The sequence below is a fragment of the Mycobacterium lehmannii genome (assembly GCF_001499925.1).
GTDB classification, from domain to species: Bacteria; Actinomycetota; Actinomycetes; order Mycobacteriales; family Mycobacteriaceae; genus Mycobacterium; species Mycobacterium lehmannii.
The window spans coordinates 1-23,677 of the sequence record NZ_LQIR01000012.1; the positions used below are offsets into that span (position 1 = coordinate 1).

Genomic DNA, 23,677 nt, shown 5'->3' on the forward strand with positions numbered 1-23,677 from the left:
CCTGATCGCGCACCACCGGACGATACGAACGAGCCATACCTCATCGTTTCGTGCTCACCGGCCAACACAAAGGACATCCATCGGCATTTCGCAACAGCCACTCAGCGCAACAAAGTGTGCACAAATCGCTAGAGGGTCAATAGCATTCGGGTGTTGCCGAGGATGTTCGGCTTGACGTAGGACAGGTCGAGGAACTCGGCGACGCCGGTGTCGTACGAGCGGCACATCTCCTCGAAGACCTCTGCGGTGACGGGTGTGCCGTCGATCTCCCGAAACCCGTGCTTGCTGAAGAACTCGACTTCGAAGGTGAGCACGAAGATCCGCTCGAGGCGCAACTCGCGCGCGACGTCGAGCAGTTTGTCGACGATCGCGTGCCCGACGCCTTGGCCCCTCACCTTGGGATGCACGGCCACGGTGCGCACCTCGCCGAGGTCGGACCACAACACGTGTAGCGCGCCGCAGCCGAGCAGTTCGCCGCCCAGCTCGGCGACCCAGAACTCCTGAACAGCCTCATAGAGCGTCACCAGGTTCTTCTCCAGCAGAATCTTGCCGGAGTAGATGTCGACCAAGGTTTTGATGGCGGGGACATCCGAAGTTCGCGCACGCCGCACGACGACCTCGCCGGATTCTGCGCTCACAGGTGGAGAGTATCGGTTCGAGCAACCGATATTCTGTTGCGGTGTCGGGCCAACCCCATACTGATCCGCTGGTTCCGCGCGCCCGTGTAGCGAACATCGCGAATGTGCTCACCGGCATGCGGATGGCGTTGGTTCCGGTTTTCCTAGTGGTGCTGTTCGTCGGCGACGGGCATGAAACATTCTGGCGGATAGCCGCATTCGTCGTGTTCACCGTCGCGGTGATCACCGACCGGTTCGACGGGGCACTGGCGCGCAACTACGGCATGGTGACCGAGTTCGGCACACTGGCCGACCCCATCGCGGACAAAGCCCTCATCGGCGCAGCGCTGATCGGGCTTTCGCTACTGGGCGACATGCCGTGGTGGATCACGGTGGTGATCCTGACCCGGGAGATCGGCATCACGGTGTTGCGGTTCGCGGTGTTGCGTCACGGCGTGATCCCGGCCAGCCGCGGCGGAAAGCTCAAAACCCTCGTACAAGGGGTGGCGATCGGGCTGTTCGTGCTGCCGCTGTCGGGTGCGTGGCTGGCCGCGGCGTGGGTGGTCATGTGCGCGGCCGTCATCCTGACCGTCGTCACAGGGGTCGATTACGTCGTGACGGCCATCAAGGACTCCCGTGGACGACCCGCTGGTCAGTGACGACGCTCGCGTGTTGGTCGCGGACCTCACCGTGCGCGGGCAGACGGTCGCGACCGCCGAATCGCTGACCGCAGGCCTGCTGGCGGCCACACTGGCCGGCGTGCCGGGGGCGAGCGCGGTGCTACGCGGCGGCCTTGTCACCTATGTAGAGGACACCAAGATCTCGCTGGCCGGGGTGACACGCCAGATGCTCGACGAGGTTGGGCCCGTCGCAGCGCCGACCGCTCGCGCACTCGCCGTGGGAGCCCGAATGCGTTGCGAGGCGACCTGGGGCGTGGGTCTCACCGGTGTCGCCGGACCCGAGCTCCACGGCGGCCACCCCGTCGGGACGGTGTTCCTCGGCATCGCCGGGCCGGTCGAGACCGACGTCGTCGAGTTGCGGCTGGACGGATCGCGCTGGGAGATCCGCCTCGCGGCGGTCCGGGAGGCCGTCGTGCGCCTGCGGTCGGCCCTCACTCGACAGTGATCTGCGCCATCCGGGAACCAACTAGCCCACGCTCAGCGTTGCCCTATTGGATCCCCAGACACTGACTCCGAAGGGAGAGCACGATGACGGCATTGCTGCGCGAGGTGATCGGCGACGTGCTGCGTCGTGCCCGCGTCGACCAGGGACGCACCCTGCGCGAAGTGTCCGACACCGCCCGGGTCAGCCTGGGCTACCTCTCCGAGGTCGAACGCGGCCGCAAGGAAGCTTCGAGCGAATTGCTCAGCGCGATCTGCGGTGCCCTCGACGTTCCGCTGTCCCAGGTGCTCTTCGACGCCGGTCAGGAGATGGAGCGTGAGGAGAGTGCCGCCTTCGCCGGTGCCGCCAACATCGACGCCACCACCAAGGTGGTCATCCCGCAGGTCGTGTCGATGGCGGTCGCTTGACGCGCTGAGCCGACCACGACCGACTGTGGTGATACGCGCTGACCCGATAGATTGGGCAGCACGGGAAGCCGGGCCGGCGAGTCCGACACAACGACACGAAGGCGGAGTGAACTGACATGGCCAATCCGTTCGTCAAGGCGTGGAAGTACCTCATGGCGCTGTTCAGCTCCAAGGTGGACGAATACGCCGACCCGAAAGTGCAGATTCAGCAGGCCATCGAGGAAGCCCAGCGCCAGCACCAGGCCCTGACTCAGCAGGCCGCCCAGGTGATCGGCAACCAGCGCCAGCTGGAGATGCGTCTGAACCGCCAGCTCGCCGACATCGAGAAGTTGCAGGTCAACGTGCGGCAGGCGTTGACGCTGGCCGATCAGGCCGTCGCCAACGGTGACGCCGCCAAGGCCACCGAGTACAACAACGCCGCAGAAGCGTTCGCGGCGCAGCTGGTGACCGCAGAGCAGAGCGTCGAGGACCTCAAGACCCTGCACGACCAGGCGCTCAACGCGGCCGGCCAGGCCAAGAAGGCTGTCGAGCAGAATGCGATGATGCTGCAGCAGAAGATCTCCGAGCGCACCAAGCTGCTGTCCCAGCTCGAACAGGCCAAGATGCAGGAGCAGGTCAGCTCGTCGCTGCGCTCGATGAGCGAGTTGGCCGCCCCGGGCACCACGCCCAGCCTCGACGAGGTGCGCCAGAAGATCGAGCGCCGGTATGCCAACGCCATGGGCGAGGCCGAATTGGCGCAGAACTCGGTGCAGGGCCGGATGTTGGAGGTCCAGCAGGCGAGCGTGCAGATGGCCGGGCATTCCCGGCTGGAGCAGATCCGCGCCTCGATGCGCGGTGATCAGTTGCCCGCGGGCGGTAACGCCGCGCCGCAGCCCGCGACCCCGGCGACCAATCCGCAGCAGGCGACACCGGAAAATCCGCTGTCTCAATAGTTGGTGAGGGCACCAGTGAGTTCGCAGAGGAGTCGACCCGAGCCGTTGCGCTCGCTGGTGCAACGGGGTGTCCAGAACGGCATCGACACGGCCGCCGAGTGGTCCGATGTCCTGGCCGACAAGCTGAACGCCGCCGCTGACCCGCGCGCCAAGCTACTCCGCAAGCGCCGCTGGGCGCTGCGGCTCACCGTGTTCTTCACGATTTCCTGCGTGTTCTGGATCGGCGTGACCGGCGTGGTGGCCGCATGGGATGTTCCCGCATGGGCGCTGCTCATCCCGTCGCCGATCGCCGTCGGCGCCGCTTTCTTGGCCACGCTGACGTTGTTGCGGTACCGCTGGCTGCGACGCGAGCCGCTGCCCCCTCCACGGTCCCGTGCCACCCGCAGGCTTCCACCGTGGGGGTCGGCCGCACGCCCGCCGATGGCGGCGTTGGCCACCTCCGAGCGTGGATTTTTCTCGCTGCTCGGGGTCCTGGAGCGCGGACGGATGCTGCCGCCGGATGAACTTCGCGAGCTGGCCGCCGCGGCAAACCAGACCGCGACGACCATGGCAGCCACCGCGAACGAAGTGATGTCGATGGAACGGGCGATCCGCGCGACGCCGCAGTCGCGCGCCCACCTGGTACCCACTATTCAGGCGTTCACGGCGCAACTCGATCACGGGGCGCGGCAGTACGGCGCAATGGTCAACGCCGCAGCACAACTGGTGTCGGCGGCGAACGCCGGTCCGACATCCACCTCACCGATGTGGCAACAGCGTTACCGCGACGAGCTGTCCAATGCCACCGATCGGCTGGTCGGCTGGGCCGAGGCGTTCAACGAACTCGGCCACGTCCGCGGGGCGTAGCCGTAGTCACATCGTGGGGCGCAGCGCCGGGAACACCGCCGCGACCAGACCGCGCACCGTCGCCTTGAGGAAGTCCAGAGTGTCGAAGTAGTCGCGCCACAACGTGATTCGGCCGGCGTGCACCTCGAACGTTCCGCACACCCAGAACTGCAGGCGCACCGGTCCGAACACCAGCGCGTCGGTGCGTTCGGTGAGCACGGAGCTGCCGTCGGCGGCGATGCGGTGAATTTTCACCTCGAAGCCGAACCGGCCCTGACCGCGACGCATCAGGCCGATGATGCGCTGGCGGCCGCGGATCGTGGGGTAGCCGACGTTGTGCCATTCGGCGTGATCGGCGAGCAGGCCGTCGGCGGTGTCGAAATCCTCGTCCTGCAAGGCGTAGAGGAACGTTTCCACCGCCCGGATGTTGTCGACGTCGGTTTTCAGTTCAGAAGCCTGGTCGGTCATGGGCGCAAGCCTAGTGCCGCGCCGCTGTGGCAGGGTAGCCCAATGCGCGTGGCGGTGGTTGCTGGACCGGATCCGGGACATGCCTTTCCGGCACTCGCGTTGTGCCTTCGATTCCTGGCCAACGGGGATACGCCGACGCTGCTGACCGGGACGGAATGGCTGGACACGGCCCGCGACGCCGGGGTGGCCGCCGTCGAACTCCTCGGCTTGGATCCGGTGGACACCGACGACGACACCGACGCCGGCGCGAAGGTCCACCAGCGTGGCGCCCGGATGGCCGTGCTCAACGCGCCGCAGATGCGTCAGCTCGCGCTAGACCTCGTGGTCTCCGACGCCATCACCACGGCGGGCGGGTTCTGCGCCGAACTGCTCGGGCTGCCCTGGGTCGAGTTGAATCCGCACCCGCTGTACCGGCCGTCGAAGGGCCTCCCGCCGATCGGCAGCGGGCTGGCGCCCGGCGTCGGCGTCCGCGGCCGGTTGCGCGACGCGATCCTGCGCGCCCTCTCCGCCCGGTCGTGGCGGCAGGGCATTCGCCAGCGCTCGGCTGTCCGTGTGCAAATCGGGCTGCCTGCTGACGATCCCGGCCCGCGCCGACGGTTGATCGCCACGCTGCCCGCGCTGGAGGTGCCGCGGCCGGACTGGCCCGCCGAAGCCGTGGTGGTGGGTCCGCTGCACTTCGAGCCGACGAAGGCGACGCTCGACATCCCGCCGGGTGACGGACCCGTCGTGGTCGTCGCACCGTCGACCGCCACCACGGGGGAACGCGGCCTTGCCGAGGTCGCATTGGAGACCTTGACGCCGGGGGAGGCGTTGCCACCGGGATCGCGCGTCGTGGTGTCGCGACTGGGCGGCTCGGAGGTCGCGGTTCCGCCGTGGGCGGTGGTCGGGCTGGGAAGACAGGACGAACTGCTGTCGCACGCCGACCTGGTGATCTGCGGAGGCGGCCACGGCATGGTGGCCAAGACACTGCTGGCCGGAGTCCCGATGGTGGTGGTCCCCGGCGGGGGCGACCAATGGGAGATCGCGAATCGTGTTGTGCGGCAGGGGAGTGCGCAGCTGGTGCGCCCTCTCGCTCCGGATGCGCTGGCGCAGGCGGTGCGCGAGGTCTTGGGCACACCCCGCTACCGGCAGGCGGCGCGGCGGGCGGGGGCGACGGTCGCCGACGTCGAAGATCCGGTACGGGTGTGCCATGAAGCGCTGGCCGCGTCGGCGTAGTTTGGGCTCGTGCGGTTGACGGAATTTCATCAGCTCGTCGAGGAACAGTTCGGCCCGGTGCGGGGCTCGTCGCTGCTTGTCGACCACGTCCTGAGCGGATTGGATGGGCGCACCGCCGAACAGGCCATCGAGGACGGCGTCGATCCGCGGGACGTGTGGCGTGCGCTGTGTTCGGACTTCGACGTCCCGCGCGATCAGTGGTGAGCCGTCAGCGTTTGTCCTCGGCGCGACCGGTGCCCGCGGTGTGCGATGGGCCCACTCGGTCGTCGCCGCGGTCGGACTCCGGCATCTGTGACGCCGGTTGTTCGTCCGCTGGAGAGGCTGTCGCACCGCCCGCGGTCTCGCTCGGCGACGCCGACTTGCTCGCGGCATCCGTCGTCGGCTTCACCGCGCCTGCCGTGCGCTCGCCGCCCTCGTCGCCCGCGCCCTCCGGCTTGGCCGACATCTGCCGACCCTCGTACGGGGGAATCTCGGGTTTGACGTCCTTGGGCGGTTCGTTAGTGAATCCCGTCTGGAAGTCCGGCTTTCCGCTGTTCTCGTGTGCGGGGACGGACTCATCACCGCGATAGGTGTCCGACGGACGGTCCGCCGGTCCGCCCGAGGGTTGATCGGATCCGGTTCCGCGCTTTCCTCGTTCCTCCGGCTCTGTCATGACAATCACTCCTCACTTGTCGCCGCGGGATCTGCGGCGACGAATCGACGGTCTCAGGCGCGTTGACCCAGGACCAACGCCGTTTCCCGGTGCAACCGGCCGAAGTTGTAGTACGCCGCGCAGGCGCCCTCGGGAGACACCATGCATGTCCCGATCGGTGTCTCCGGTGTGCACGCGGTCCCGAAGACCTTGCACTCCCATGGTTTGATGACGCCCTTGAGCACCTCACCGCACTGGCATGCCTTCGGATCGGCCACCCGCACACCCGGCATGGCGAAGGTGCGTTCGGCGTCGAAGTCGGCGTAGTCGGGGTGGAGCCGCAGCGCGCTCTGCGAGATGAAACCCAGCCCCCGCCACTCGAAATGCGGTCGCAGCTCGAACGTCTGCGCCATCAGCTTGAGTGCCTGGGTGTTGCCTTCGGGACGCACCACCCGCGTGTACTGGTTTTCGACCTCGCAGCGACAGCCCCGAATCTGCTGCAGCAGCATGTGCACCGACGCGAGGATGTCGAGCGGTTCGAATCCCGCCACCACCATCGGTTTTCCGTACACATCGGGGACGAACCGGTACGGGCGCAGCCCCACCACCGTCGAGACGTGTCCGGGCCCGAGGAATCCGGACAGTCGCAGGTCGGGGGACTCCAGGATCGCCTTGATGGGCGGAACGATCGTGACGTGGTTACAGAAGACGCTGAAGTTACTCACGCCCAAAGCTTTCGCGCGCACCAGCGTCACGGCGGTGGACGGCGCGGTTGTCTCGAAGCCCACTGCGAAGAACACAACCCGCCTGTCGGGGTTGTCGATCGCTATCTTGAGGGCGTCCAGCGGCGAGTACACGAAGCGCACATCGGCACCGCGGGCCTTCGCCTCGATGAGGTTGCCCCGCGATCCCGGCACCCGCATCATGTCGCCGAACGTCGTGAAGATGACGTCCGGTTGTTCGGCCAGCCACATCGCGTCGTCGACGCGTCCCATCGGGATGACGCACACCGGGCATCCCGGCCCGTGTACCAGCTCGACCGTCTCCGGCAGCAGATGCTCGATGCCGTGGCGGTAGATGGTGTGGGTGTGGCCGCCGCACACCTCCATGAACTTGAACTCGTCGTCGCCGGCGAGGTCGGTGATGGATCTGACCAGCGCGCGTGCTGCGGCCGGGTCGCGGAATTCGTCGACGAATCTCATGGTTTGCCTCTCAAGCGATTTCGGACGAGTTGAACGCTTCGATCTCGGCGGTGTAGTCGGCGCCCATCTTCTGCACCTGGTCGAGGGTAAGAGTGGCCTCGCGTTCGTCGATCTTGGCCATCGCGAATCCGACGTGGACCAGAACCCAGTCGCCGACCTGCAGATTGTCGTCGGCCAACAGGCGCACGCTGATGGTTCTGCGGACGCCGTTCACGTCGACCTTGGCCAGCGATTGTTCGGCGTCGACGATGTCGACCACCTGACCGGGGATGCCGAGGCACATTTCGGTCTCCTCTCAACAGATCCGCGGCAGGGGGTCGCCGACGAGCATGTCGACGATCCGGCTGCCACCGAACGACGTTCGTAGCGCGACGATTCCGCGGGGTTCGTGGACGATCTCGCCGACCACCGCGGCCTGCGCGCCCTGCGGGTGGCCGCGCAGCGCGGACACCGCGGCATCGGCTTCGTCGGCGGGCACCACGGCGACGAACTTGCCCTCATTCGCCACGTAGAGCGGGTCGATGCCGAGCATGTCGCACGCCCCGAGCACCTGCGGCAGGACGGGCAGCCTCTCCTCGTCGAGGATCATCGCGAAGGGCGAGTCTTTGACGAGTTCGTTAGCCACCGTGCCCACACCCCCGCGGGTCGCATCGCGCATCCACCTTGTCGACGGCGCCGCGGTCATCAGCAGCTCGACGAGTTCGTGCACCGGCGCCGTGTCCGAGGCGATGTCGGCGTCGATGGCCAGATCGCCGCGCGCCAGCATGACGGCCATCCCGTGCTCGCCGATCGTGCCTGACAGCACGACCTTGTCGCCGGGCTTTACGCTGTCGCGGGACAGTCGCCGGCCCTCGGGAATCAACCCCATGCCCGCGGTGCAGATGTAGACGCCGTCGGCGGCGCCCCTGCCGACGACCTTCGTGTCGCCGGTGACGATCTGCACCCCCGCGTTCAATGCGGCTTCGCCCATGTCCGCGACGATCTCGCGCAGTTCGGCGATCGGAAAGCCCTCTTCGATCACGAACGCCGCCGAAAGCCACTGTGGGCGGGCGCCGGACACGGCCAGGTCGTTGATCGTGCCGTGCACCGCGACGTGGCCGATGGAGCCGCCAGGGAAGCGCCGCGGCGACACCACGTAGGAGTCGGTGGAGAATGCCAGTTGTTCACCCGACGGCATCCGCACCGCGGCCGCGTCACCGAGTTGTTCGAGTTCGTCGTTGCGGAAGGCCTCGAGGAACACCGCGTCGACGAGCGCTGCCGACGACTTGCCGCCCGCCCCGTGTGCGAGCGTCACCACGTCGTCGAGCAGACGGGGTCGTCGCTGGCGGAACTTGTCGATCCGTTCCAGCACCCGGTCTTCGCGTTCGGACGCGCTCGCAGCTCGTGTCATGTGGAATGCGCTCCGTTCAGTGTGCGGGCCGTGGTGGTGTGCAGGTGTGTCTGGACTACCGACCAGAGTTGGTAGCCGAGCATCGCGTGGCTCTCCTGGATGCGGTGGATGCTCTGTGAGTGGATGGTGAAACAGAAGTCGAGGTCGTCGGCGGCCGCCATCCGCCCGCCGTCATGGCCGGAGAAGCCCACGGTCAGCAGACCTCGTCGCTTGGCTTCGGTGATCGCGGTCATCAGATCGTCGGAGTTGCCGGACGTGGACAGCGCGATCGCAACGTCGCGGTCGCGGGCGTGGGCGATGATCTGGCGTTTGAAGATCAGCTCGAACCCGACATCGTTGCCGAGCGCGGTAACCACGGCGTTGTCGGCGGCGAGCGACCACGCGGCGATCGGCCTTCCGCGCGCCGGTCGGCTGAACAGCGAGGCCAATGTCGCGGCGTCGGTGGAACTTCCGCCGTTGCCGAAGGTGTACAACCGCCCGCCGCGGCCGAACCGCTCGGCCATCTGCGTTCCGGCCGCGGTCAAACTATCGCCGTACTCATCTAGCGATTCCCGTTGAAGCCGAGCGCTTTCAGCGGCCTTACCGCGGGCCGAGGCCGCGAGATCGTCGAGCAGGCTCGTGGCGTCGGTCTCCTCGGACTCGATAAACGGGTACAGGAAACCGGTGGCATCGGATTCGGTCATCGGCGCACCTCCTCGGGCTCGACGCGCGAGATCGCCGCGCCGGCGTGAAGCAGGACGAGGTCGTCGACGGCGACGTCACCGATCAGCGTGACGTCGACCCACTCCTCGCCGTCGGCGGTGCGTACCAGCGCCGAACTCGTCGCGTCGACCGGTTCGGCGAGCACCTCGCCGAGCCGCCCCTCGTCGCTGCACGTCACGCAGACGGCAGCGGGCTGCGCCGGTCCGAGCAGACCCTGATGCTCGAAGCAGACGTGGGTGAGCTCCCACAGCAGGTGATACAGCAGCACGAACGCTCCGGTGGCGGGCACCATCGGGTCGTCGGTGTCGATCCAGAGGATGTGGTTCGCCGCTCCCGCAGGCGGACGCGGTCCGGAGCCGATCCACAGCGTCAGGACGCCCCACGCGCGGGCGCGCTGCATGGCGTCGACGACAGACGGTTCGTCCGCCGATGCCACCGCGACCAGCAGATCACCGGGCCGGCTGGCCACCCGCGTCTGCGCGACCGGATCCGGTTCGACCAGGGCGACCGACGGAAGCGCCCGCTTGCCCATGATCACCGGGTGCACGAACTCGACCGCGATGTGGTGGGCGTGCGGTTCCCATTGCGGTGAGATCACCCACAGGGTCGCGCCGTCGTTGAACCGGCGGGCCAGATCCAGCGCGGCGGCGGCCAGGTCGGCGGATAACTCGTCGCCGACATACGGTCGCTCAGCGATCGTCATCGCGATACTCCCTGTCCGAGAATAGAGTTCACAAGATCGAGCGTTGTCTGCGTGGCCCCTTCGAGGTCGGCGGCCTCCTCGTCGGTCAGCGTCCCGCAGATCCAGTCCCAGTGGGCGGAGACGATCGTCCCAGGTTTCGGAGGGGGCGCCAGTGACAGCCCTCCCCGCTTCCATGTGATTCGCTCGGCGCGCCGATCGCCCAGTACCAGGCGACCGTCTCCGTATTTCAGCGGCCGCGACGTGATCTCCGCCTGGTCGCCGGTGACGGACGTGACGGTGCCCCACCGGATGCGGCAAGCCTGCATGACGCCCATCGCGGTGTCGGCGTCGCGTCCCAGGAACTTCACCCAGGGGTAAACGACCAAGACGTGAAAGCTGTGGTGTGCCAGGGCATCAGAGGTGGAGGAAACAGCGTCGAGCAGTCCGGTGACTTGGCCGGTGAACGAGGCACGTAGCCGGGCGAGCAGGTGCTCGGGATCCACCTTGCTCAGCGCGCGACCACCGATCCAGTAAGCGCGAACGACCTCTTCGTCGAGTGCGTCAGAGGCGCCGAGCGCCTCGGCGATGGCGGACAGATACGGCCAGGCTCCATCGAATTCGCGTGCATGCGAGGCGAGCCCGGAAGTGGCGTCGACCTCGGCGGGTCCACAGTAGCCGAGCTCGTTCGGCGGGTACGCGTAGCGGCCGAACTCCGTACGACCGTCCTTGCCGTTCATGATGCGTTCCCCACCAGGAGCTGGCCGAGCGCGATACCGCCGTCGTTGGGCGGCACTATGCGATGGGTCATCGCGTCGATGCCCCTGTCGTGTAGCCCGTTCAGCGTCAACTCGAGGAGCAGCGCGTTCTGGAAGACCCCCCCGGAAAGGGCCACGGGACGCGACGAGTCGGCGTGTGTGCAAGCGAGGTCGACGACCAGGTCGGCGACCGCGCGATGGAACCGGGCGCCGATGCCGGACGGGGATATGCCCGCACGGAGGTCAGCGACGATAGCGTCAAGTACGGGCGCGGGATCGATCACCGCCGCGGAGTCGGATGTGTCGACGCTGAATGCGTAAGGCTCTGTGCCGCAATCGACGCCGCGGGACATGCCCTCCAGCTCGATCGCGGCCTGCGCTTCATAGTCCACCATGTGCCGCACGCCGACGAGCGAGGACACCGCGTCGAACAGCCGGCCCATGCTGGAGGTCGGTACGCACCCGAGACCGGTCTCGAGTTGCCGGGCAAGCGCTTGACGCTCGTCGGGTGGACAGGCCGAGACCGGGGGCAGTTCGGGATCCCACGCGATCCCCGCCGACCGCAGGTGTGCCAGGGCCATCCGATACGGGCGCAGGACGCTGACGTCACCACCGGCGAGGGGCACGTACTTCAGGTGCGCGAGCCGTTGGTAGCCCTTGTAGTTGGCCAGCAGCACCTCGCCGCCCCACACCGCACGGTCGGGCCCGTAACCCGTTCCGTCGAAGGCGAACCCGAGCACCTGTGTGGACCCGTCGAGGCCGTGTTCGGCCATCACCGCGGCGATGTGTGCGTGATGATGCTGAACTAGTTTGACCGGCCGGTCGGCGGCGTTGCGCCGGGCCCACTCGGTCGACCGGTACAGCGGATGCGCGTCGGCGACCAACACCTGCGGCGCGACGGACGTCAATTCCCGCAGGTGGCGTTGGGCGGAATCGAACGCCGACAGCGTCGCCAGGTCGTCCATGTCGCCGATGTGCTGGCTCAGCCATGCGTATCGGCCGTCCGCGACCGCCATGGTGTTCTTCAGGTCGGCGCCGACCGCCAGCGAGGGCGGTACCGGCATCGGCAACGCCACGGGCAGCGGCGCATAGCCGCGCGATCGCCGGATCGGCAATTCCACCGGCTCGTATCCGCCGTCGAGAGTGATCACCCGCATCACGGAGTCATCGCAGGGCACCAGGATTTCGCGGTCGTTCATCAGCCAACCGTCGACGATGCGCGAAAGCCGTTCCAGCGCGGTCGCATCGACGAAGCAGATCGGCTCGCCGGCGAGGTTGGCCGAGGTCATCACCAACACGGTCGGTCCGGGTGCGTCGCCGGGCAGCCCGAACAGCAGAGCGTGCAACGGGGTGTAGGCCAGCAGGATGCCCAGGTCGGGGTTGTGCGGTGCGACGGCGTCGGCGACCGGGGCGCCGTCGCGCCGCGGCATCAACACGATGGGGCGTTGCGGTCCGGCCAGCAACCGCGCCGACGGCGCATCGATCTCGACCAGGCCGCGAGCGGTCGCGAGGTCGGGTGCCATCACCGCGAACGGTTTGTCGCCGCGGCGCTTCCTGGCACGCAACTCGGCGACCGCGCGTTCGTCGGCGGCGTCGCAGGCCAGGTGGTAGCCGCCGATGCCCTTGACCGCCAGGATGCCTCCGTCGGTCAGTAACCGGCGCGCGCGCCGCAGCGCGGATTCGCCCGTCATCGTGGCTCCCGCGAGGTCGCGGTAGGTCAACGTTGGGCCGCAGTCCGGGCAGCAGACGGGCTGGGCGTGGAACCTCCGGTCGGCGGGATCGTGGTATTCGCGGGCACAGGCCTCGCACATCTCGAAGGACGCCATCGTCGTCGCGTGTCGGTCGTAGGGCAGTGAGGCGATGATCGTGAAGCGGGGTCCGCAGTTGGTGCAGTTGACGAACGGATGGCGGAAGCGCCGGTTGCCCGGGTCGCGCTGCTCGGCGGCACAGTCGGAGCACATGGCAACGTCGGGTGAAGTCAGGGTGCGGCCCCCGTCAGTCCGAGACGTGTCGGCGATGATGAAGCCCGTTCCTCCCGCGAGCGGAAGGCGCTCGGTATCGAAGCTTTCGACGACAGCCAGCGGCGGTGGGTGATCGCGCAGGCGGGCCAGGAATGCCTCGACATCGGCCGCGTCACCCTCGACGACGATGAGGGCGCCGGAACTGTCGTTGCAGACACTCCCGGTCAATCCCAGCGCGGCCGCCGTCGTGTACACGAAGGGCCGGAAGCCGACTCCTTGAACCACTCCGCGCACATGGACGCGCAACCTGCGCCGCGTGGTCATGGCGGATCCTCGGCGCCGGTGACAGATTCGCCCCTGCCCATCAACTGCAGACCAGCCAGCGCGGCGTCGGCCCCGGCCCTGTCGGTCTTCTCCACGACGAAGCCCATGTGGATGATCACCCAGTCACCGGGCGAGAACGTTTCTTCGGGCAGCATGCCGACGTTGACCTTGCGGTGCTCGCCGGCGACGTCGACGAGGGCGAGCTGATCACCGTAGCCGTCCAGCATCGTCACGACCCGCCCTGGTATCCCAAGACACATCGTTCAGCCCTCCGCCACCGAGACGCGGGCCGATAGTCCGGCGGCCACCTCGCCGATCACCCGCACCGCCTCTGGTACGGCCGCCGCGACGGCGTCCGACAGCCCGATACCCTCGTCGACGCGGTCGACCTCGCAGCCGATCACCACGGTGAAGGGCGGGGTGCCGCCGAGCGCATTGAGGCTGTCGAACACCGCCGCGGGATCCATCGCGTGCGCGTCCAGACCCGTTGCGGCCCGGGCGTCGGTGAGGTCGGCCTCGAATACGTGGAGCGTGCCGGGCGCGCCGCGACTCGGGATGGCGTCGACGAGGACCAGGGCGTCGCAGCCGTCGAGCAGGTCGTAGGCGAGGTGCATGCCGCCGATCCCGTAATCCCTGACCGCAACGTGTGGTCCGGCGAGGTCGGGCGGCACGCGGCGCATCACCTCGGGGCCGAAGCCGTCGTCCCCGAGGAAGATGTTGCCGAGTCCGGCTACCAGAATTCGAGAGATCGGGACACCTCGTCCGGCTTCACATCCGGCGCATCTTCATGTAGCGCCGCGCATCCGGTACGGAGCGGATGCCGATCAACGCCGCCGCCACGGCCACGACCGCCACGGCTCCGACCGCGATCCAGCCAATCACTTCCATTGCGGACTCCCTTCAACCAGAGGTTCGACCTCGTCAGGTGCGAAGTACAGGTAGCGGCCGTACCAGTCGTGCAGTTCGGCACCGGGATCGTCCTCGATGACGACGCCGATATGGTGCTCGCCGTCGACGTCCTCATGCACCGAGGTGACGCGCGCGATCTTGTCGGCGTAGAACACGTCCTGCGCGTCGGCCCGCCGGGAGGGGTGCAACCGCACACGGCTGCCGCGGGCGATGCGAGTGTCGTTGACCAGCACCGCATCCGAGTCCGGCTGCACCGCCGTATCGACCATGGGATCCCACCACTCGACGCCGGCCGGGATCTGCGGGATCAGGTCCGGCTCCCCGCCCGGCGCATGCGGGTTCCGCAGCACGCCGTGCAGATCGAGCATCGCCTCGGGCGACATCGAGTCGCAGCGGTCGATGATCGCCGCGGCGCGTTGATCGGTGGCTCGGGCCTGCGCCTTCTCGTCGTCGGTCATGGTCATGATGCGCAGCGTCAGGATCTCGTCGATCTCGGTCGAGTCGTAGAGCGCACCCTTGCTCTGCTCGGCGATCTCGGGGTGGTCGTAGAGGATGATCGGCGACGCGAGCACGAGATCCCGATGTGGCGCCGGTCCGGCGAGCACCGGAAAGCAGCGGTACTGGCGACACCGCGCCACGGCGTCGGCGGCCCACTCCGGCGGTTCGAGCAGGGAGATGAACTCACCGTCGGCCACCTCCAGCAAGAGGTGGGTCCCGATCAGTGACACGGCGATCGCCTCGTCCTTGTCGCCGGCCGGTGCAGCGGTGTTGCACACATCGAACGTGAGCCGCAGCAAGTCGCCGTTTTGCTCGGCGGAGACGTCGAGTCGGCCGCTCAGCTCGCGGCGCGTCCGCACCAGCCTGCCGCCCGCGACGGGCTCGATCTCTCTCGCCGACGGAACCGAGATGTCCAATGTCCGAGGCAGGCTCATGACCGGGAACGGGTCGATCGGGATCTCGCACTCGACGGCCTCGTCCCAGCTGACCCATGCATCGGCCCCCGAACGCAGCTCACCGACCGGTTCGAACCGTCCACCCCCGGCGTCGCGTTCGACGCTGCGGCGCTGCAATTGCAAGAAGCGGATCACACCGGTAACCATCGGGATGCCGTGCGGGTCCACCAGCACCTGGGTGCACAGCGAGGCGTCTTCTCCGATGGCGGCCTCCGCGGCGCCGTTCGGTCCCAGAACGCCGAACTGCCAACGGGACTGGTTCTTGCTCGAGCTCGCTCGGTAGGGATACAGCAGGTACCCCTCGTAGAGCACCGCGTCCGCGACGGCCCGGGCGTGATCCCAGTCTGCGGTCATCGAATCTCCTCTGCGGTGTGAGCGGCCAGTAGCGAGACGATCGCGTCGTCGTAGTTCAGGAGGCCGCGGGCTGATTTGAACTCGGACAGCGCGTCGATGGTGTCGTGACTCAGCCGCAACCAACCGGTGTTGGGAAAGTGCAGGCGCATCAGGTCGTGCCACGTCGACACGGGCAGGTCGTAGTGGTCCTCGCGATCCCAGGGGACCTGCTGAACGCTGAAGTTCTTTTCACCGCGGGAAAAAACCGTTCCACTGAACAGGAATTGCAGCGGAACCCCACCCTCGCCCAGCGCATGGAAGTATTTGGCCGCAGTCACCTCGAGGTCGTATGTGCACTCGAGCGGCAGGTCGACCTGCGTGGTCCCGGTGAAGCCCGGAACCATGGTGCTGGCATGCTGCCAAAGGAAGTTGTGTTGTGTGGTGTCCCAGCGCTCACGGGGTCCGAACAGGTCGAGCAGTCCGAACGCCTCGTCATCGGAGTACCGGCGGCGCAACGGTTCGATGCGGACCTGGCACCGCAGCGCGATGGCATGCACGGGGTCGTCACCGTCGGAAGCGATACCGATCCGGGCCGTGAGCACCGGTGCCACCGCGTACGGTTCGGCGCGGATGTCGAGCACCGCGAAGGTCAGCTCTGGCACGGCGCCACCACCTTCGCCCGGTCACGCACGTGCTCGAAGAAATCGTCGAGATATCCGCGCACCTGCTGACCGCCGTCGAAACCGTGCCACAGCTGGCGGAGCCTGCCGACGAACTCGTAGCAGGCGTCGATGGGCACCAGGAAGCATTCCGGTGCCCGACGTTCATCGTCGGGCACCCGCACCAGCAGGGCCTCGGTGTCGTCGGCGAGCAGGTCAACCCGCGGGTCCGCCGCACGGACGCCGTCCCACGCGGAGAGGTCCAGTTCAGACTCGGTCGCGCCCGCCGGCCCGGGATAAAAGGCCACCACGCGATTCAACGTCGAGTTCCTGAAGAAGAACGCCAGCCCGACCGGGATCTGAAGAAGCTGCCAATCCCGGCGTCCCAGCCCGAATTCCGGGAAGGACAGCCAGCGGTCGGGGACCGCGCGATAGCGGAGCTCGGCGCTGGTGTCGGTGAACAGCAGATAACAGCCGCGGCATACGCACATCAGCGCTCGCGCTTCGACATTCACGACGTGCTGGTGTTCGTCGGCGATCGCTTCGGCGCACATCTCACAGCGTTCGCCCGCGGGTGCGGGGGCGCCGCGGTTGGCCCGGATCATCGCGAGCACGTCGTACGCGCTGGTCATGCCACACCCGCCTCGGTGGCTTGCGCGCCCATCGCGATCGACAGCACGCCGTCGCGCGCCAGCAGCGGAATCGGCTCCAGGTGAGTGAGCGGATCGGAGCCCTCGTCGACGCAGGCTCCCGCGTGCACAACGTCGAAATGGGCATGGCAGCGCGGGCAGCGCAGCACCGGGTCACCCGCGGGTGACCCGATGCTGCGGTGGAGCGCGGCACCGGCCAGCGATTCATGGCAGACACCGCACCGGTCGCGGTAGGCGAACACCTCGTCGCCGATGCGGCACGCCAGCACAGTGGTTCCCGCCACCGAGAACCCGCCGACCTCGCCGGGCGTCAGGTCGGTGAATTCGGGGACGGGGTGCCACGAGGAATGTCCGGGCGCGCGCTGCTCGACGTGGCTGAACAGCGTTGCCGGCGAAATCATCGTCGGGCTCGGCTCCGGCGCAACCACCTCGATCGCGGTTACCTCGGGGGCCGCCGCCCGGATGGCGTCCTCAACGGTCAACTCCAGGGTGACCGCCGACGAGGGGCAGCTCTTGCAGCTGCCGGCGAACTGCAGGCGGACGGTGAATCCGTGTGAGCCGTCGTCGACGGTTTCGAGAAGCGTCACGTCACCGCCGTGTGAGCCGAGATAGGGCCGCACCCTGTCCAAGGCGTCCCCGACGCGCCGGTGGATATCGTGCGGGTGCAAGCCGTGTACGAGCAGCAGGCTCGCGACGAGGTCGTCGCCGGCCAGCCGTTCGGCGATCCGGGCGTCGGCGCTCACCGCGATCCGCAGCATCCGCTCGAGTGCGGCGCCGTAGAGATCGGTGACCTCACCGAGGAGTTGGACCGCCCGCTCGTGTGCGGCGGGGCCGCCTGCGGCCGACGCATCGAGCAGGGCCTGTATCCGGTCACCCGCCGTACGCCATTGCGCGTCGTTCTCGATCGGCGGGGCCATTCCCTATTCCCCGGTGACGGACTGGGTGGGGGAGTGCAGCAGGTCCAAGGTTTTCCCTTTACCCAGGTACATGTGCACGCCGCACGGCAGGCACGGGTCGAAACTTCGAACGGTGCGCATGATGTCGATGCCCTTGAAGTGCTCCCTGTCGTTCTCCTCGAAGATCGGCTGGCCCTGGACCGCGTCCTCGTAGGGTCCCGGTGTGCCGTAGCTGTCGCGGGGATTCGCATTCCACGGTGTCGGTGGATAGGGGTGATAGTTGGCGATCTTGCCGTCGCGAATCACCATGTGGTGACTCAGGACTCCGCGTACCGCTTCGGTGAACCCGCAACCGATGCCCTCGTCGGGCACCTCGAACTTCTCCCAGGTCTTCGTCCGGCCGGCGCGGATCTCCGTCAACGCCTTCTCCGCGAAGTGCAGGGCGCAGGCGGCCGCATAGGCCTGGAAGTACGTTCGGGCGCGATTGCGCTCGAGTGTGTTGCTGCCGTATTGCGGGATCTTCCACTCGAGCTCGACCGGGCCCTTCAGGGCCGTCTTGGGCAGGTTGATCTGCACACTTTGGCCGGTCGCCTTGACATAGCCGATGTCGACCAGCCCGGCGAGCGCGGTGGACCACAGCCGTGCCAACGGCCCGCCGCCGGTGTCCAGCGCCAGGTGGTCCGTGCCGTCGAACCAGCGCGGAGCCATCACCCAGCTGTAGTTACCGTCGAAGTCGCGCTTCTGTGGCCGCGGGTTGGTGTGCTGGTTCCAGGGGTGCCGTCGGTCGATGGGATTGCCCAGCGGATCGGTCTTGACGAACATCTCCTGATCGGTCCAGTCGTCATAGTACGAGTGGCCCAACAGGATTCGGATACCAAGGTTGATGTCGACAAGCGAGTGGGTGTGCAGCTTGCCGTCGATCACGATTCCGGGTGTGACGAACATGGCGTCGCCCCAGCGCTCCATGTCCTTGTACTCGAAGTTGCACACCTCGGGATCCTGGAACGACCCCCAGCAGCCGAGCAGCGTGCGCCGCAGGCCCACTTGGTCGTAGCCGGGGAGCGCTTCGTAGAAGAAGTCGAAGAGATCGTCGTGCATCGGCACGACCTTCTTCATGAACTCGACGTAGCGCATCAGCCTCGTCATGTAGTCGGTCATCAACTGGACCGTCGCGGTGGTGCCGATGCCACCGGGGTAAAGCGTCGACGGATGAACGTGCCGACCTTCCATCAGGCAGAACATCTCTCGCGTCCAACGACTGACCTGCAACGCCTCCCGGTAGAACTCACCGGTGAATGGGTTGAGCGAGCGCATGATGTCGGCGATCGTGCGGTGGCCGTGCATGTCGGCGTGCGGCGCCTGGGTGTTCTCGGCCTTGGCCAGCACGCTGGGATTGGTCTCGGCGACCATCTTCTCGCAATAGTCCACACCGACCAGGTTCTCCTGGAAGATGTTGTGGTCGAACATGTACTCGGCGGCCTCGCCGAGGTTGATCAGCCATTCGCCGAGATGCGGCGGTTTGACGCCGTAGGCCATGTTCTGGCAGTAGCACGAGCACGTCGCGTGATTGTCGCCGCAGATGCCGCAGATGCGGCTGGTGATGAAGTGGGCGTCGCGCGGGTCCTTGCCCTTCATGAAGATCGAATAGCCGCGGAAGATTGACGAGGTGCTGTGGCACTCCACGACCTCGCGGTTGTCGAAGTCGACCTTGGTGTAGATGCCGAGGCTGCCGACGATCCGGGTGATGGGGTCCCACGCCATCTCCACGAGTTGGCCCGGATCGCGCTTCACGTGTGACGGCTCGGGGATGATGGTTGTCATCGAACTCTTCTCTCCCTCTTCTGATGAGAAGCGTCACAGGCCGTTTCGATACCCGAAAGCACGCCTGCGCGCCCCGGGACGAACCACACCTACCAGGTGCGGGTCGCTCCGGTCGTGAGTTGCGTGCCGGGATGGCGCCACTTGGGTTCTTTGTCGACGGTGCGGCCCGTGACATGGCGCAGGCTGCGGATCACCGATCCGTACAGACCTGACGCCGCGGTGGACACTTTGCCTCCGGGTGGTTCGTCCATGAACGGCATGAACTTGTCCGGGAATCCCGGCATGGTGCAGCCGATGCATATGCCACCCACGTTCGGGCAACCGCCGATACCGTTGATCCAGCCGCGCTTCGGCACGTTGCACTTGACGACCGGACCCCAACAGCCCAACTTGACAATGCATTTCGGCGAACCGTACTCGGTTGCGAAATCGCCTTGTTCGTAATAGCCGGCCCGGTCACATCCCTCGTGCACGGTGGCGCCGAACAGCCACTGCGGGCGTAACGCGTCGTCAAGGGGAATCATCGGAGCCTGATCCGTGGCCATGTACAACAGGTAGGTCAAGGTTTCGGCGAGGTTGTCGGGCTGGATCGGACATCCGGGTACGCAGACGATCGGAATGCCTGCCTTGCTCTTCCACTCCCAACCGAGGTAGTCGGGCACGCCCATGGCGCCGGTCGGATTGCCGGCCATCGCATGGATGCCGCCGTAGGTGGCACAGGTCCCGACCGCGACGATGGCAGTGGCTTTAGGCGCCAGCCGATCCAGCCATTCGCTCGTCGTCATCGGTTGGCCGGTCGCGGGGTCGTTGCCGAAACCGCACCAGTAGCCTTCGGCTTTGATCTTCTCGTTCGGGATCGACCCCTCGACAACCAGAACGAACGGCTCCAACTCTCCTCGGTCAGCCTTGAAGAACCATTCGAGAAAATCGTCGGCGCCCCCGTTCGGTCCGCATTCGAAATCGATCAGGGGCCAATGGACGGCGATTTTCGGCAGCCCGGGGAGCGCGCCAAGGGCGATCTCCTCGATGCTGGGCTGGGTGGCGGCAGTCAACGCCACCGAATCGCCGTCACAACTCAAACCGGCGTTGATCCACAGGACGTGGATCAAGGCCTCTTCTGCTTTGACTGCTGCCTCCGTTGGCATAGGTCACAGCTTCCTGGGGGCCGGGCTGGGGCCCTCACGACCGGGAGCCGGGATGGGGCTCCCACATCACGTGGTGTCGTGGCGCCGATTTCCGACGCTGAACTTGGGTTTACTCCGGGGGCTATGGCTTGTCAACGGGTGCCGGCGAAGTAGCCGAGATTGCGCAGTCGGCGATCCAGTCGTGCCACTGCGAGGTCCCCTCGCCCGTGACCGCCGACATCGGGAGAATCTGGGCGTCGCGGTTCAGCGATCGTACGTAGCTGCAACACTTTTCAAGATCAAAGGTGACGTACGGCAGCAAGTCGATTTTGTTGACGATCACGAGTCGGGCTGCCGCGAACATGTGCGGATACTTCAACGGTTTGTCGTCGCCCTCCGTCACCGAGATGACGACGACCTTGCTTTGCTCACCAAGATCGAACATAGCGGGGCAGACGAGGTTTCCGACGTTCTCGATGAACAGGATCGAGCCCTGTTCCGGGTCCAACGCCTGTATAGCGCGATGCACCATCTCGGCGTCGAGGTGGCAGCCCGCGCCGGTGTTGATCTGTACGGCGCGCGCTCCGGTGGCCCTGATGCGCTCGGCGTCCAGGAGCGTCTCCTGATCGCCCTCGATGACCGCCACCGGGCGATCCGGGTTGAGCTCGCGGATCGTGCGCTCGAGCAGCGTGGTCTTTCCGGCTCCAGGGGAGCTGGTGATGTTGAATGCCACGATGTCGTGCGCGGCCAGCCAGGCGCGGTTGCGTGCGGCCAGCTCGTCGTTCTTGGCGAGCACCCTCTGCTCGAGGGTGATCGTCTCGGTGTGGGAATGGTCGTGGTTGTGGGAATGGTCGTGGTTGTGGCCGTTCTCATGATGGTGGGCGTGTCCCGGCACAGTGACCGTCGCGCCGTCGTCGCCGCAGCCGCAGGTTGCGCACATGCTCAACTCACTTCCATCGAGAGGATCTTCAGATCCCGTCCGGCGATCACCTCGACATCCGCGCTGCCGCAGGGGCACAACAGAATCAGGTCGCGCAGTTCGAAGCTCTCACCGCAGGTGCGGCAGCGCGCGGCACCGGGTTGCACGTCGAGGTCCAGGCGCGCCCCGTCGGCGACCGTGCCCGCAGTGGCAAGTTCGAAGCAGAAGCGCATCGAATCGGGTACCACGGCGCACAGCGCGCCGACCTCGAGTTGGACGCGGTGCACCCGGCGTCCGGCGGCGTGCTCGCACACCGCATCGATCACACTTTGCGTTATCGCCATCTCGTGCACGCGGACCCCGTTTCGGCCGGGATGTCTTCACCATAGGCCGCGCAGCGGGCGGCGGGGAGTGGACGGGAGAACCATTCGACACTGATGGCCGATGGCACGGCGTGTCTCCCTCGAGTCGAACAGGTGTTCGTCTACTGTGGGCGGTGTTCGACGGCTAGATGCTGCTGGTCAGGCCGACCTGTCCCGACTTGTCGGAGGCTGCCTCTAGCGTCACGGCCAACTGATCGAAACCGATCACCGAACAGCTAGACATCCAAGGACGGAGACCACCATGGCGCAGGCACCCGACCGCGAGAAAGCCCTCGAGCTGGCCCTCGCACAGATCGACAAGAACTTCGGCAAGGGCTCGGTGATGAGGCTCGGCGAAGAGGTCCGCCAGCCGATCTCGGTCATCCCGACCGGTTCGATCGCCCTGGACGTGGCGCTCGGCATCGGCGGCCTGCCGCGCGGCAGGGTCATCGAGATCTACGGCCCGGAGTCCTCGGGTAAGACGACCGTCGCACTGCACGCGGTCGCCAACGCGCAGGCCGCTGGCGGGATCGCGGCGTTCATCGACGCCGAGCACGCGCTGGACCCCGAGTACGCCAAGAAGCTCGGGGTGGACACCGACGCGTTGCTCGTCAGCCAGCCCGACACTGGTGAGCAGGCGCTGGAGATCGCCGACATGCTGATCCGCTCCGGCGCACTGGACATCCTGGTCATCGACTCGGTGGCCGCACTGGTGCCGCGCGCGGAGATCGAGGGCGAGATGGGCGACAGCCATGTCGGCCTGCAGGCCCGGCTGATGAGCCAGGCGCTGCGCAAGATGACCGGCGCGCTGAGCAATTCGGGCACCACCGCGATCTTCATCAACCAGCTCCGCGAAAAGATCGGTGTGATGTTCGGAAGTCCTGAGACAACAACGGGCGGAAAGGCTTTGAAGTTCTACGCCTCGGTCCGGATGGATGTCAGGCGGATCGAGACCCTCAAGGACGGCACCGACGCGGTCGGTAACCGCACCCGGGTGAAAGTCGTCAAGAACAAGGTTTCGCCGCCGTTCAAGCAGGCCGAGTTCGACATCCTCTACGGCAAGGGCATCAGCAAGGAAGGCTCGCTCATCGACATGGGTGTCGAGCAGGGCTTCATCCGCAAGTCCGGCTCGTGGTTCACCTACGAGGGTGAGCAGTTGGGCCAGGGCAAGGAAAACGCTCGCAACTTCCTGCTCGAAAACGTCGAGGTGGCGAACGAGATCGAGAAGAAGATCAAAGAGAAGCTCGGGATTGGCGCCGTGGTGACCGATGACTTGAACGATGACGTACTGCCCGCCCCGGTCGACTTCTGAGGCCTCGCGCGAGGAGCAGGCGCGGAACGTGTGTCTGCGCCTGCTCACCGCGCGAGCGCGCACCCGGGCCGAACTGGCCGGCCAGCTGACCAAGCGCGGGTATCCCGAGTACGTCAGCGACAAGGTGCTCGACCGGCTCGAACAAGTCGGCCTGGTCGATGACGCCGACTTCGCCGAACAATGGGTCCGATCCCGGCGAGCGAACGCAGGCAAGGGGCGACGGGCGTTGATCGCGGAGTTACGGACCAAGGGCGTCGACAACGACGTCATCGATGCTGTCCTGGCCGAGGACGACCCTGCGGCTGAACGCAACCGCGCCGAACGTCTGGTGGCCGACAAGCTGCGCCGCGAGAAGCTTCCCGACGGTGACGATGCCAAGCTGGCGCGCCGCCTGGTCGGGATGCTTGCCCGGCGCGGATACAGCCAGACGATGGCGTTCGATGTCGTCAAGGTCGCGTTGGCCAACGAACGCGAGCGCCGTCAGGTCTAGCACCGGAACGTCGGAG

The 23,677-nt window shown here is 66.8% G+C and carries 30 protein-coding genes; 9 read left to right on the forward strand and 21 right to left on the reverse strand.

The window, feature by feature from the left end; translation table 11 throughout:
* Positions 1-128: 128 nt before the first annotated feature.
* The gene (locus AU192_RS07855; RefSeq protein ID WP_198957133.1) at positions 129-638 is read right to left on the reverse strand and encodes an amino-acid N-acetyltransferase; all 510 of its coding nucleotides are present in this window, start codon (positions 636-638) and stop codon (positions 129-131) included.
* 41 nt (positions 639-679) lie between these two features.
* Between AU192_RS07855 and pgsA the strand changes: the two genes are divergently transcribed.
* The 5 genes from pgsA to pspM all read left to right on the forward strand — a co-directional run bounded on the left by pgsA (position 680) and on the right by pspM (position 3,924).
* Complete coding sequence (gene pgsA / locus AU192_RS07860) at positions 680-1,276, forward strand: CDP-diacylglycerol--glycerol-3-phosphate 3-phosphatidyltransferase (RefSeq protein WP_064395598.1); 597 nt, start codon at positions 680-682, stop codon at positions 1,274-1,276.
* The gene (locus AU192_RS07865) at positions 1,254-1,742 is read left to right on the forward strand and encodes a CinA family protein (protein ID WP_064395242.1); all 489 of its coding nucleotides are present in this window, start codon (positions 1,254-1,256) and stop codon (positions 1,740-1,742) included. Before pgsA ends, AU192_RS07865 begins: the two co-directional genes overlap by 23 nt.
* 83 nt (positions 1,743-1,825) lie before the next feature.
* Positions 1,826-2,146: a transcriptional regulator ClgR gene (gene clgR, locus AU192_RS07870; protein WP_064395243.1), complete on the forward strand. Its 321-nt coding sequence runs from the start codon at positions 1,826-1,828 to the stop codon at positions 2,144-2,146.
* Positions 2,147-2,262: 116 nt separating this feature from the next.
* Entirely contained in the window at positions 2,263-3,078 is an 816-nt protein-coding gene (gene pspA / locus AU192_RS07875) for a phage shock protein PspA (protein ID WP_064395244.1), read from the forward strand.
* Between the two features lie 15 nt (positions 3,079-3,093).
* On the forward strand, positions 3,094-3,924 hold the full coding sequence (gene pspM / locus AU192_RS07880; protein ID WP_064395245.1) for a phage shock envelope stress response protein PspM: 831 nt from the start codon (positions 3,094-3,096) through the stop codon (positions 3,922-3,924).
* A 6-nt stretch (positions 3,925-3,930) separates the two neighbouring features.
* Here pspM and AU192_RS07885 read toward each other — a convergent pair whose 3' ends face one another.
* Complete coding sequence (locus AU192_RS07885; protein WP_064395246.1) at positions 3,931-4,371, reverse strand: limonene-1,2-epoxide hydrolase family protein; 441 nt, start codon at positions 4,369-4,371, stop codon at positions 3,931-3,933.
* 42 nt (positions 4,372-4,413) lie between these two features.
* Between AU192_RS07885 and AU192_RS07890 the strand changes: the two genes are divergently transcribed.
* The gene (locus AU192_RS07890) at positions 4,414-5,586 is read left to right on the forward strand and encodes a glycosyltransferase (RefSeq protein WP_064395247.1); all 1,173 of its coding nucleotides are present in this window, start codon (positions 4,414-4,416) and stop codon (positions 5,584-5,586) included.
* A gap of 9 nt (positions 5,587-5,595) precedes the next feature.
* On the forward strand, positions 5,596-5,790 hold the full coding sequence (locus AU192_RS07895; RefSeq protein WP_064395248.1) for a DUF3046 domain-containing protein: 195 nt from the start codon (positions 5,596-5,598) through the stop codon (positions 5,788-5,790).
* Between the two features lie 4 nt (positions 5,791-5,794).
* Here AU192_RS07895 and AU192_RS07900 read toward each other — a convergent pair whose 3' ends face one another.
* The 19 genes from AU192_RS07900 to hypA all read right to left on the reverse strand — a co-directional run bounded on the left by AU192_RS07900 (position 5,795) and on the right by hypA (position 21,850).
* Entirely contained in the window at positions 5,795-6,238 is a 444-nt protein-coding gene (locus tag AU192_RS07900; RefSeq protein ID WP_064395599.1) for a hypothetical protein, read from the reverse strand.
* 53 nt (positions 6,239-6,291) lie between these two features.
* On the reverse strand, positions 6,292-7,419 hold the full coding sequence (gene hypD / locus AU192_RS07905) for a hydrogenase formation protein HypD (RefSeq protein WP_064395249.1): 1,128 nt from the start codon (positions 7,417-7,419) through the stop codon (positions 6,292-6,294).
* A gap of 10 nt (positions 7,420-7,429) precedes the next feature.
* Positions 7,430-7,702, reverse strand: a complete 273-nt coding sequence (locus AU192_RS07910) for a HypC/HybG/HupF family hydrogenase formation chaperone (protein WP_064395250.1) — start codon at positions 7,700-7,702, stop codon at positions 7,430-7,432.
* A gap of 12 nt (positions 7,703-7,714) precedes the next feature.
* Entirely contained in the window at positions 7,715-8,809 is a 1,095-nt protein-coding gene (gene hypE, locus AU192_RS07915) for a hydrogenase expression/formation protein HypE (protein WP_082694945.1), read from the reverse strand.
* Positions 8,806-9,492: a D-sedoheptulose-7-phosphate isomerase gene (locus AU192_RS07920; RefSeq protein ID WP_064395251.1), complete on the reverse strand. Its 687-nt coding sequence runs from the start codon at positions 9,490-9,492 to the stop codon at positions 8,806-8,808. The genes hypE and AU192_RS07920 overlap by 4 nt, the downstream gene beginning before the upstream one ends.
* Entirely contained in the window at positions 9,489-10,214 is a 726-nt protein-coding gene (locus AU192_RS07925) for a HypC/HybG/HupF family hydrogenase formation chaperone (RefSeq protein ID WP_064395252.1), read from the reverse strand. The genes AU192_RS07920 and AU192_RS07925 overlap by 4 nt, the downstream gene beginning before the upstream one ends.
* Entirely contained in the window at positions 10,211-10,930 is a 720-nt protein-coding gene (locus AU192_RS07930; protein WP_064395253.1) for a DUF6390 family protein, read from the reverse strand. The genes AU192_RS07925 and AU192_RS07930 overlap by 4 nt, the downstream gene beginning before the upstream one ends.
* Positions 10,927-13,233 (reverse strand): carbamoyltransferase HypF, encoded by a 2,307-nt coding sequence (gene hypF / locus AU192_RS07935; protein WP_064395254.1) that lies wholly within the window; start codon positions 13,231-13,233, stop codon positions 10,927-10,929. Before hypF ends, AU192_RS07930 begins: the two co-directional genes overlap by 4 nt.
* Positions 13,230-13,493 carry a HypC/HybG/HupF family hydrogenase formation chaperone gene (locus AU192_RS07940; protein ID WP_064395255.1) on the reverse strand — a complete coding sequence of 88 codons (264 nt, stop codon included), beginning with the start codon at positions 13,491-13,493 and terminating at the stop codon, positions 13,230-13,232. Before AU192_RS07940 ends, hypF begins: the two co-directional genes overlap by 4 nt.
* A 3-nt stretch (positions 13,494-13,496) precedes the next feature.
* Entirely contained in the window at positions 13,497-13,973 is a 477-nt protein-coding gene (locus AU192_RS07945) for a hydrogenase maturation protease (protein ID WP_082694946.1), read from the reverse strand.
* Positions 13,974-14,001: 28 nt separating this feature from the next.
* The gene (locus AU192_RS26260; protein WP_094285694.1) at positions 14,002-14,121 is read right to left on the reverse strand and encodes a DUF6893 family small protein; all 120 of its coding nucleotides are present in this window, start codon (positions 14,119-14,121) and stop codon (positions 14,002-14,004) included.
* Positions 14,112-15,449, reverse strand: coding sequence for a hypothetical protein (locus AU192_RS07950; RefSeq protein WP_064395257.1), 1,338 nt, complete (start codon positions 15,447-15,449; stop codon positions 14,112-14,114). Before AU192_RS07950 ends, AU192_RS26260 begins: the two co-directional genes overlap by 10 nt.
* Positions 15,446-16,090: a DUF6084 family protein gene (locus AU192_RS07955; RefSeq protein WP_064395258.1), complete on the reverse strand. Its 645-nt coding sequence runs from the start codon at positions 16,088-16,090 to the stop codon at positions 15,446-15,448. Before AU192_RS07955 ends, AU192_RS07950 begins: the two co-directional genes overlap by 4 nt.
* On the reverse strand, positions 16,078-16,719 hold the full coding sequence (locus tag AU192_RS07960; RefSeq protein ID WP_064395259.1) for a DUF5947 family protein: 642 nt from the start codon (positions 16,717-16,719) through the stop codon (positions 16,078-16,080). Before AU192_RS07960 ends, AU192_RS07955 begins: the two co-directional genes overlap by 13 nt.
* A complete protein-coding gene (locus tag AU192_RS07965) occupies positions 16,716-17,654 on the reverse strand; it encodes a NifU family protein (RefSeq protein ID WP_064395260.1) in 939 nt (312 codons plus the stop codon). Before AU192_RS07965 ends, AU192_RS07960 begins: the two co-directional genes overlap by 4 nt.
* A gap of 3 nt (positions 17,655-17,657) precedes the next feature.
* A complete protein-coding gene (locus tag AU192_RS07970; protein WP_064395261.1) occupies positions 17,658-19,454 on the reverse strand; it encodes a nickel-dependent hydrogenase large subunit in 1,797 nt (598 codons plus the stop codon).
* An 89-nt stretch (positions 19,455-19,543) separates the two neighbouring features.
* The gene (locus AU192_RS07975; RefSeq protein ID WP_064395262.1) at positions 19,544-20,599 is read right to left on the reverse strand and encodes an NADH-quinone oxidoreductase subunit B family protein; all 1,056 of its coding nucleotides are present in this window, start codon (positions 20,597-20,599) and stop codon (positions 19,544-19,546) included.
* 121 nt (positions 20,600-20,720) lie between these two features.
* A complete protein-coding gene (hypB, locus tag AU192_RS07980) occupies positions 20,721-21,518 on the reverse strand; it encodes a hydrogenase nickel incorporation protein HypB (protein WP_064395263.1) in 798 nt (265 codons plus the stop codon).
* A gap of 2 nt (positions 21,519-21,520) precedes the next feature.
* The gene (hypA, locus tag AU192_RS07985; RefSeq protein WP_064395264.1) at positions 21,521-21,850 is read right to left on the reverse strand and encodes a hydrogenase maturation nickel metallochaperone HypA; all 330 of its coding nucleotides are present in this window, start codon (positions 21,848-21,850) and stop codon (positions 21,521-21,523) included.
* Between the two features lie 271 nt (positions 21,851-22,121).
* On the opposite strand from hypA, the gene recA reads away from it, so the two are divergent.
* Both recA and recX read left to right on the forward strand, forming a co-directional pair.
* Positions 22,122-23,171 (forward strand): recombinase RecA, encoded by a 1,050-nt coding sequence (gene recA, locus AU192_RS07990; RefSeq protein WP_064395265.1) that lies wholly within the window; start codon positions 22,122-22,124, stop codon positions 23,169-23,171.
* The gene (gene recX, locus AU192_RS07995; protein ID WP_064395266.1) at positions 23,140-23,661 is read left to right on the forward strand and encodes a recombination regulator RecX; all 522 of its coding nucleotides are present in this window, start codon (positions 23,140-23,142) and stop codon (positions 23,659-23,661) included. The genes recA and recX overlap by 32 nt, the downstream gene beginning before the upstream one ends.
* Positions 23,662-23,677: the final 16 nt, after the last annotated feature.

Bases quoted from the DNA above. Each gene is read 5' to 3' on its own strand.
- AU192_RS07950 (WP_064395257.1), bottom strand. From the start codon at position 15,449: ATGACCGCAGACTGGGATCACGCCCGGGCCGTCGCGGACGCGGTGCTC.
- hypB (WP_064395263.1), bottom strand. From the start codon at position 21,518: ATGTGCGCAACCTGCGGCTGCGGCGACGACGGCGCGACGGTCACTGTG.
- AU192_RS07910 (WP_064395250.1), bottom strand. From the start codon at position 7,702: ATGTGCCTCGGCATCCCCGGTCAGGTGGTCGACATCGTCGACGCCGAA.
- AU192_RS07890 (WP_064395247.1), top strand. From the start codon at position 4,414: ATGCGCGTGGCGGTGGTTGCTGGACCGGATCCGGGACATGCCTTTCCG.
- pspA (WP_064395244.1), top strand. From the start codon at position 2,263: ATGGCCAATCCGTTCGTCAAGGCGTGGAAGTACCTCATGGCGCTGTTC.
- AU192_RS07970 (WP_064395261.1), bottom strand. From the start codon at position 19,454: ATGACAACCATCATCCCCGAGCCGTCACACGTGAAGCGCGATCCGGGC.
- AU192_RS07930 (WP_064395253.1), bottom strand. From the start codon at position 10,930: ATGAACGGCAAGGACGGTCGTACGGAGTTCGGCCGCTACGCGTACCCG.
- AU192_RS07925 (WP_064395252.1), bottom strand. From the start codon at position 10,214: ATGACGATCGCTGAGCGACCGTATGTCGGCGACGAGTTATCCGCCGAC.
- clgR (WP_064395243.1), top strand. From the start codon at position 1,826: ATGACGGCATTGCTGCGCGAGGTGATCGGCGACGTGCTGCGTCGTGCC.
- AU192_RS07965 (WP_064395260.1), bottom strand. From the start codon at position 17,654: ATGGCCCCGCCGATCGAGAACGACGCGCAATGGCGTACGGCGGGTGAC.
- recX (WP_064395266.1), top strand. From the start codon at position 23,140: ATGACGTACTGCCCGCCCCGGTCGACTTCTGAGGCCTCGCGCGAGGAG.
- hypE (WP_082694945.1), bottom strand. From the start codon at position 8,809: ATGACACGAGCTGCGAGCGCGTCCGAACGCGAAGACCGGGTGCTGGAA.
- AU192_RS07975 (WP_064395262.1), bottom strand. From the start codon at position 20,599: ATGCCAACGGAGGCAGCAGTCAAAGCAGAAGAGGCCTTGATCCACGTC.
- recA (WP_064395265.1), top strand. From the start codon at position 22,122: ATGGCGCAGGCACCCGACCGCGAGAAAGCCCTCGAGCTGGCCCTCGCA.
- AU192_RS07960 (WP_064395259.1), bottom strand. From the start codon at position 16,719: ATGACCAGCGCGTACGACGTGCTCGCGATGATCCGGGCCAACCGCGGC.
- hypF (WP_064395254.1), bottom strand. From the start codon at position 13,233: ATGACCACGCGGCGCAGGTTGCGCGTCCATGTGCGCGGAGTGGTTCAA.
- AU192_RS07885 (WP_064395246.1), bottom strand. From the start codon at position 4,371: ATGACCGACCAGGCTTCTGAACTGAAAACCGACGTCGACAACATCCGG.
- AU192_RS07920 (WP_064395251.1), bottom strand. From the start codon at position 9,492: ATGACCGAATCCGATGCCACCGGTTTCCTGTACCCGTTTATCGAGTCC.
- AU192_RS26260 (WP_094285694.1), bottom strand. From the start codon at position 14,121: ATGGAAGTGATTGGCTGGATCGCGGTCGGAGCCGTGGCGGTCGTGGCC.
- AU192_RS07940 (WP_064395255.1), bottom strand. From the start codon at position 13,493: ATGTGTCTTGGGATACCAGGGCGGGTCGTGACGATGCTGGACGGCTAC.
- AU192_RS07900 (WP_064395599.1), bottom strand. From the start codon at position 6,238: ATGACAGAGCCGGAGGAACGAGGAAAGCGCGGAACCGGATCCGATCAA.
- hypD (WP_064395249.1), bottom strand. From the start codon at position 7,419: ATGAGATTCGTCGACGAATTCCGCGACCCGGCCGCAGCACGCGCGCTG.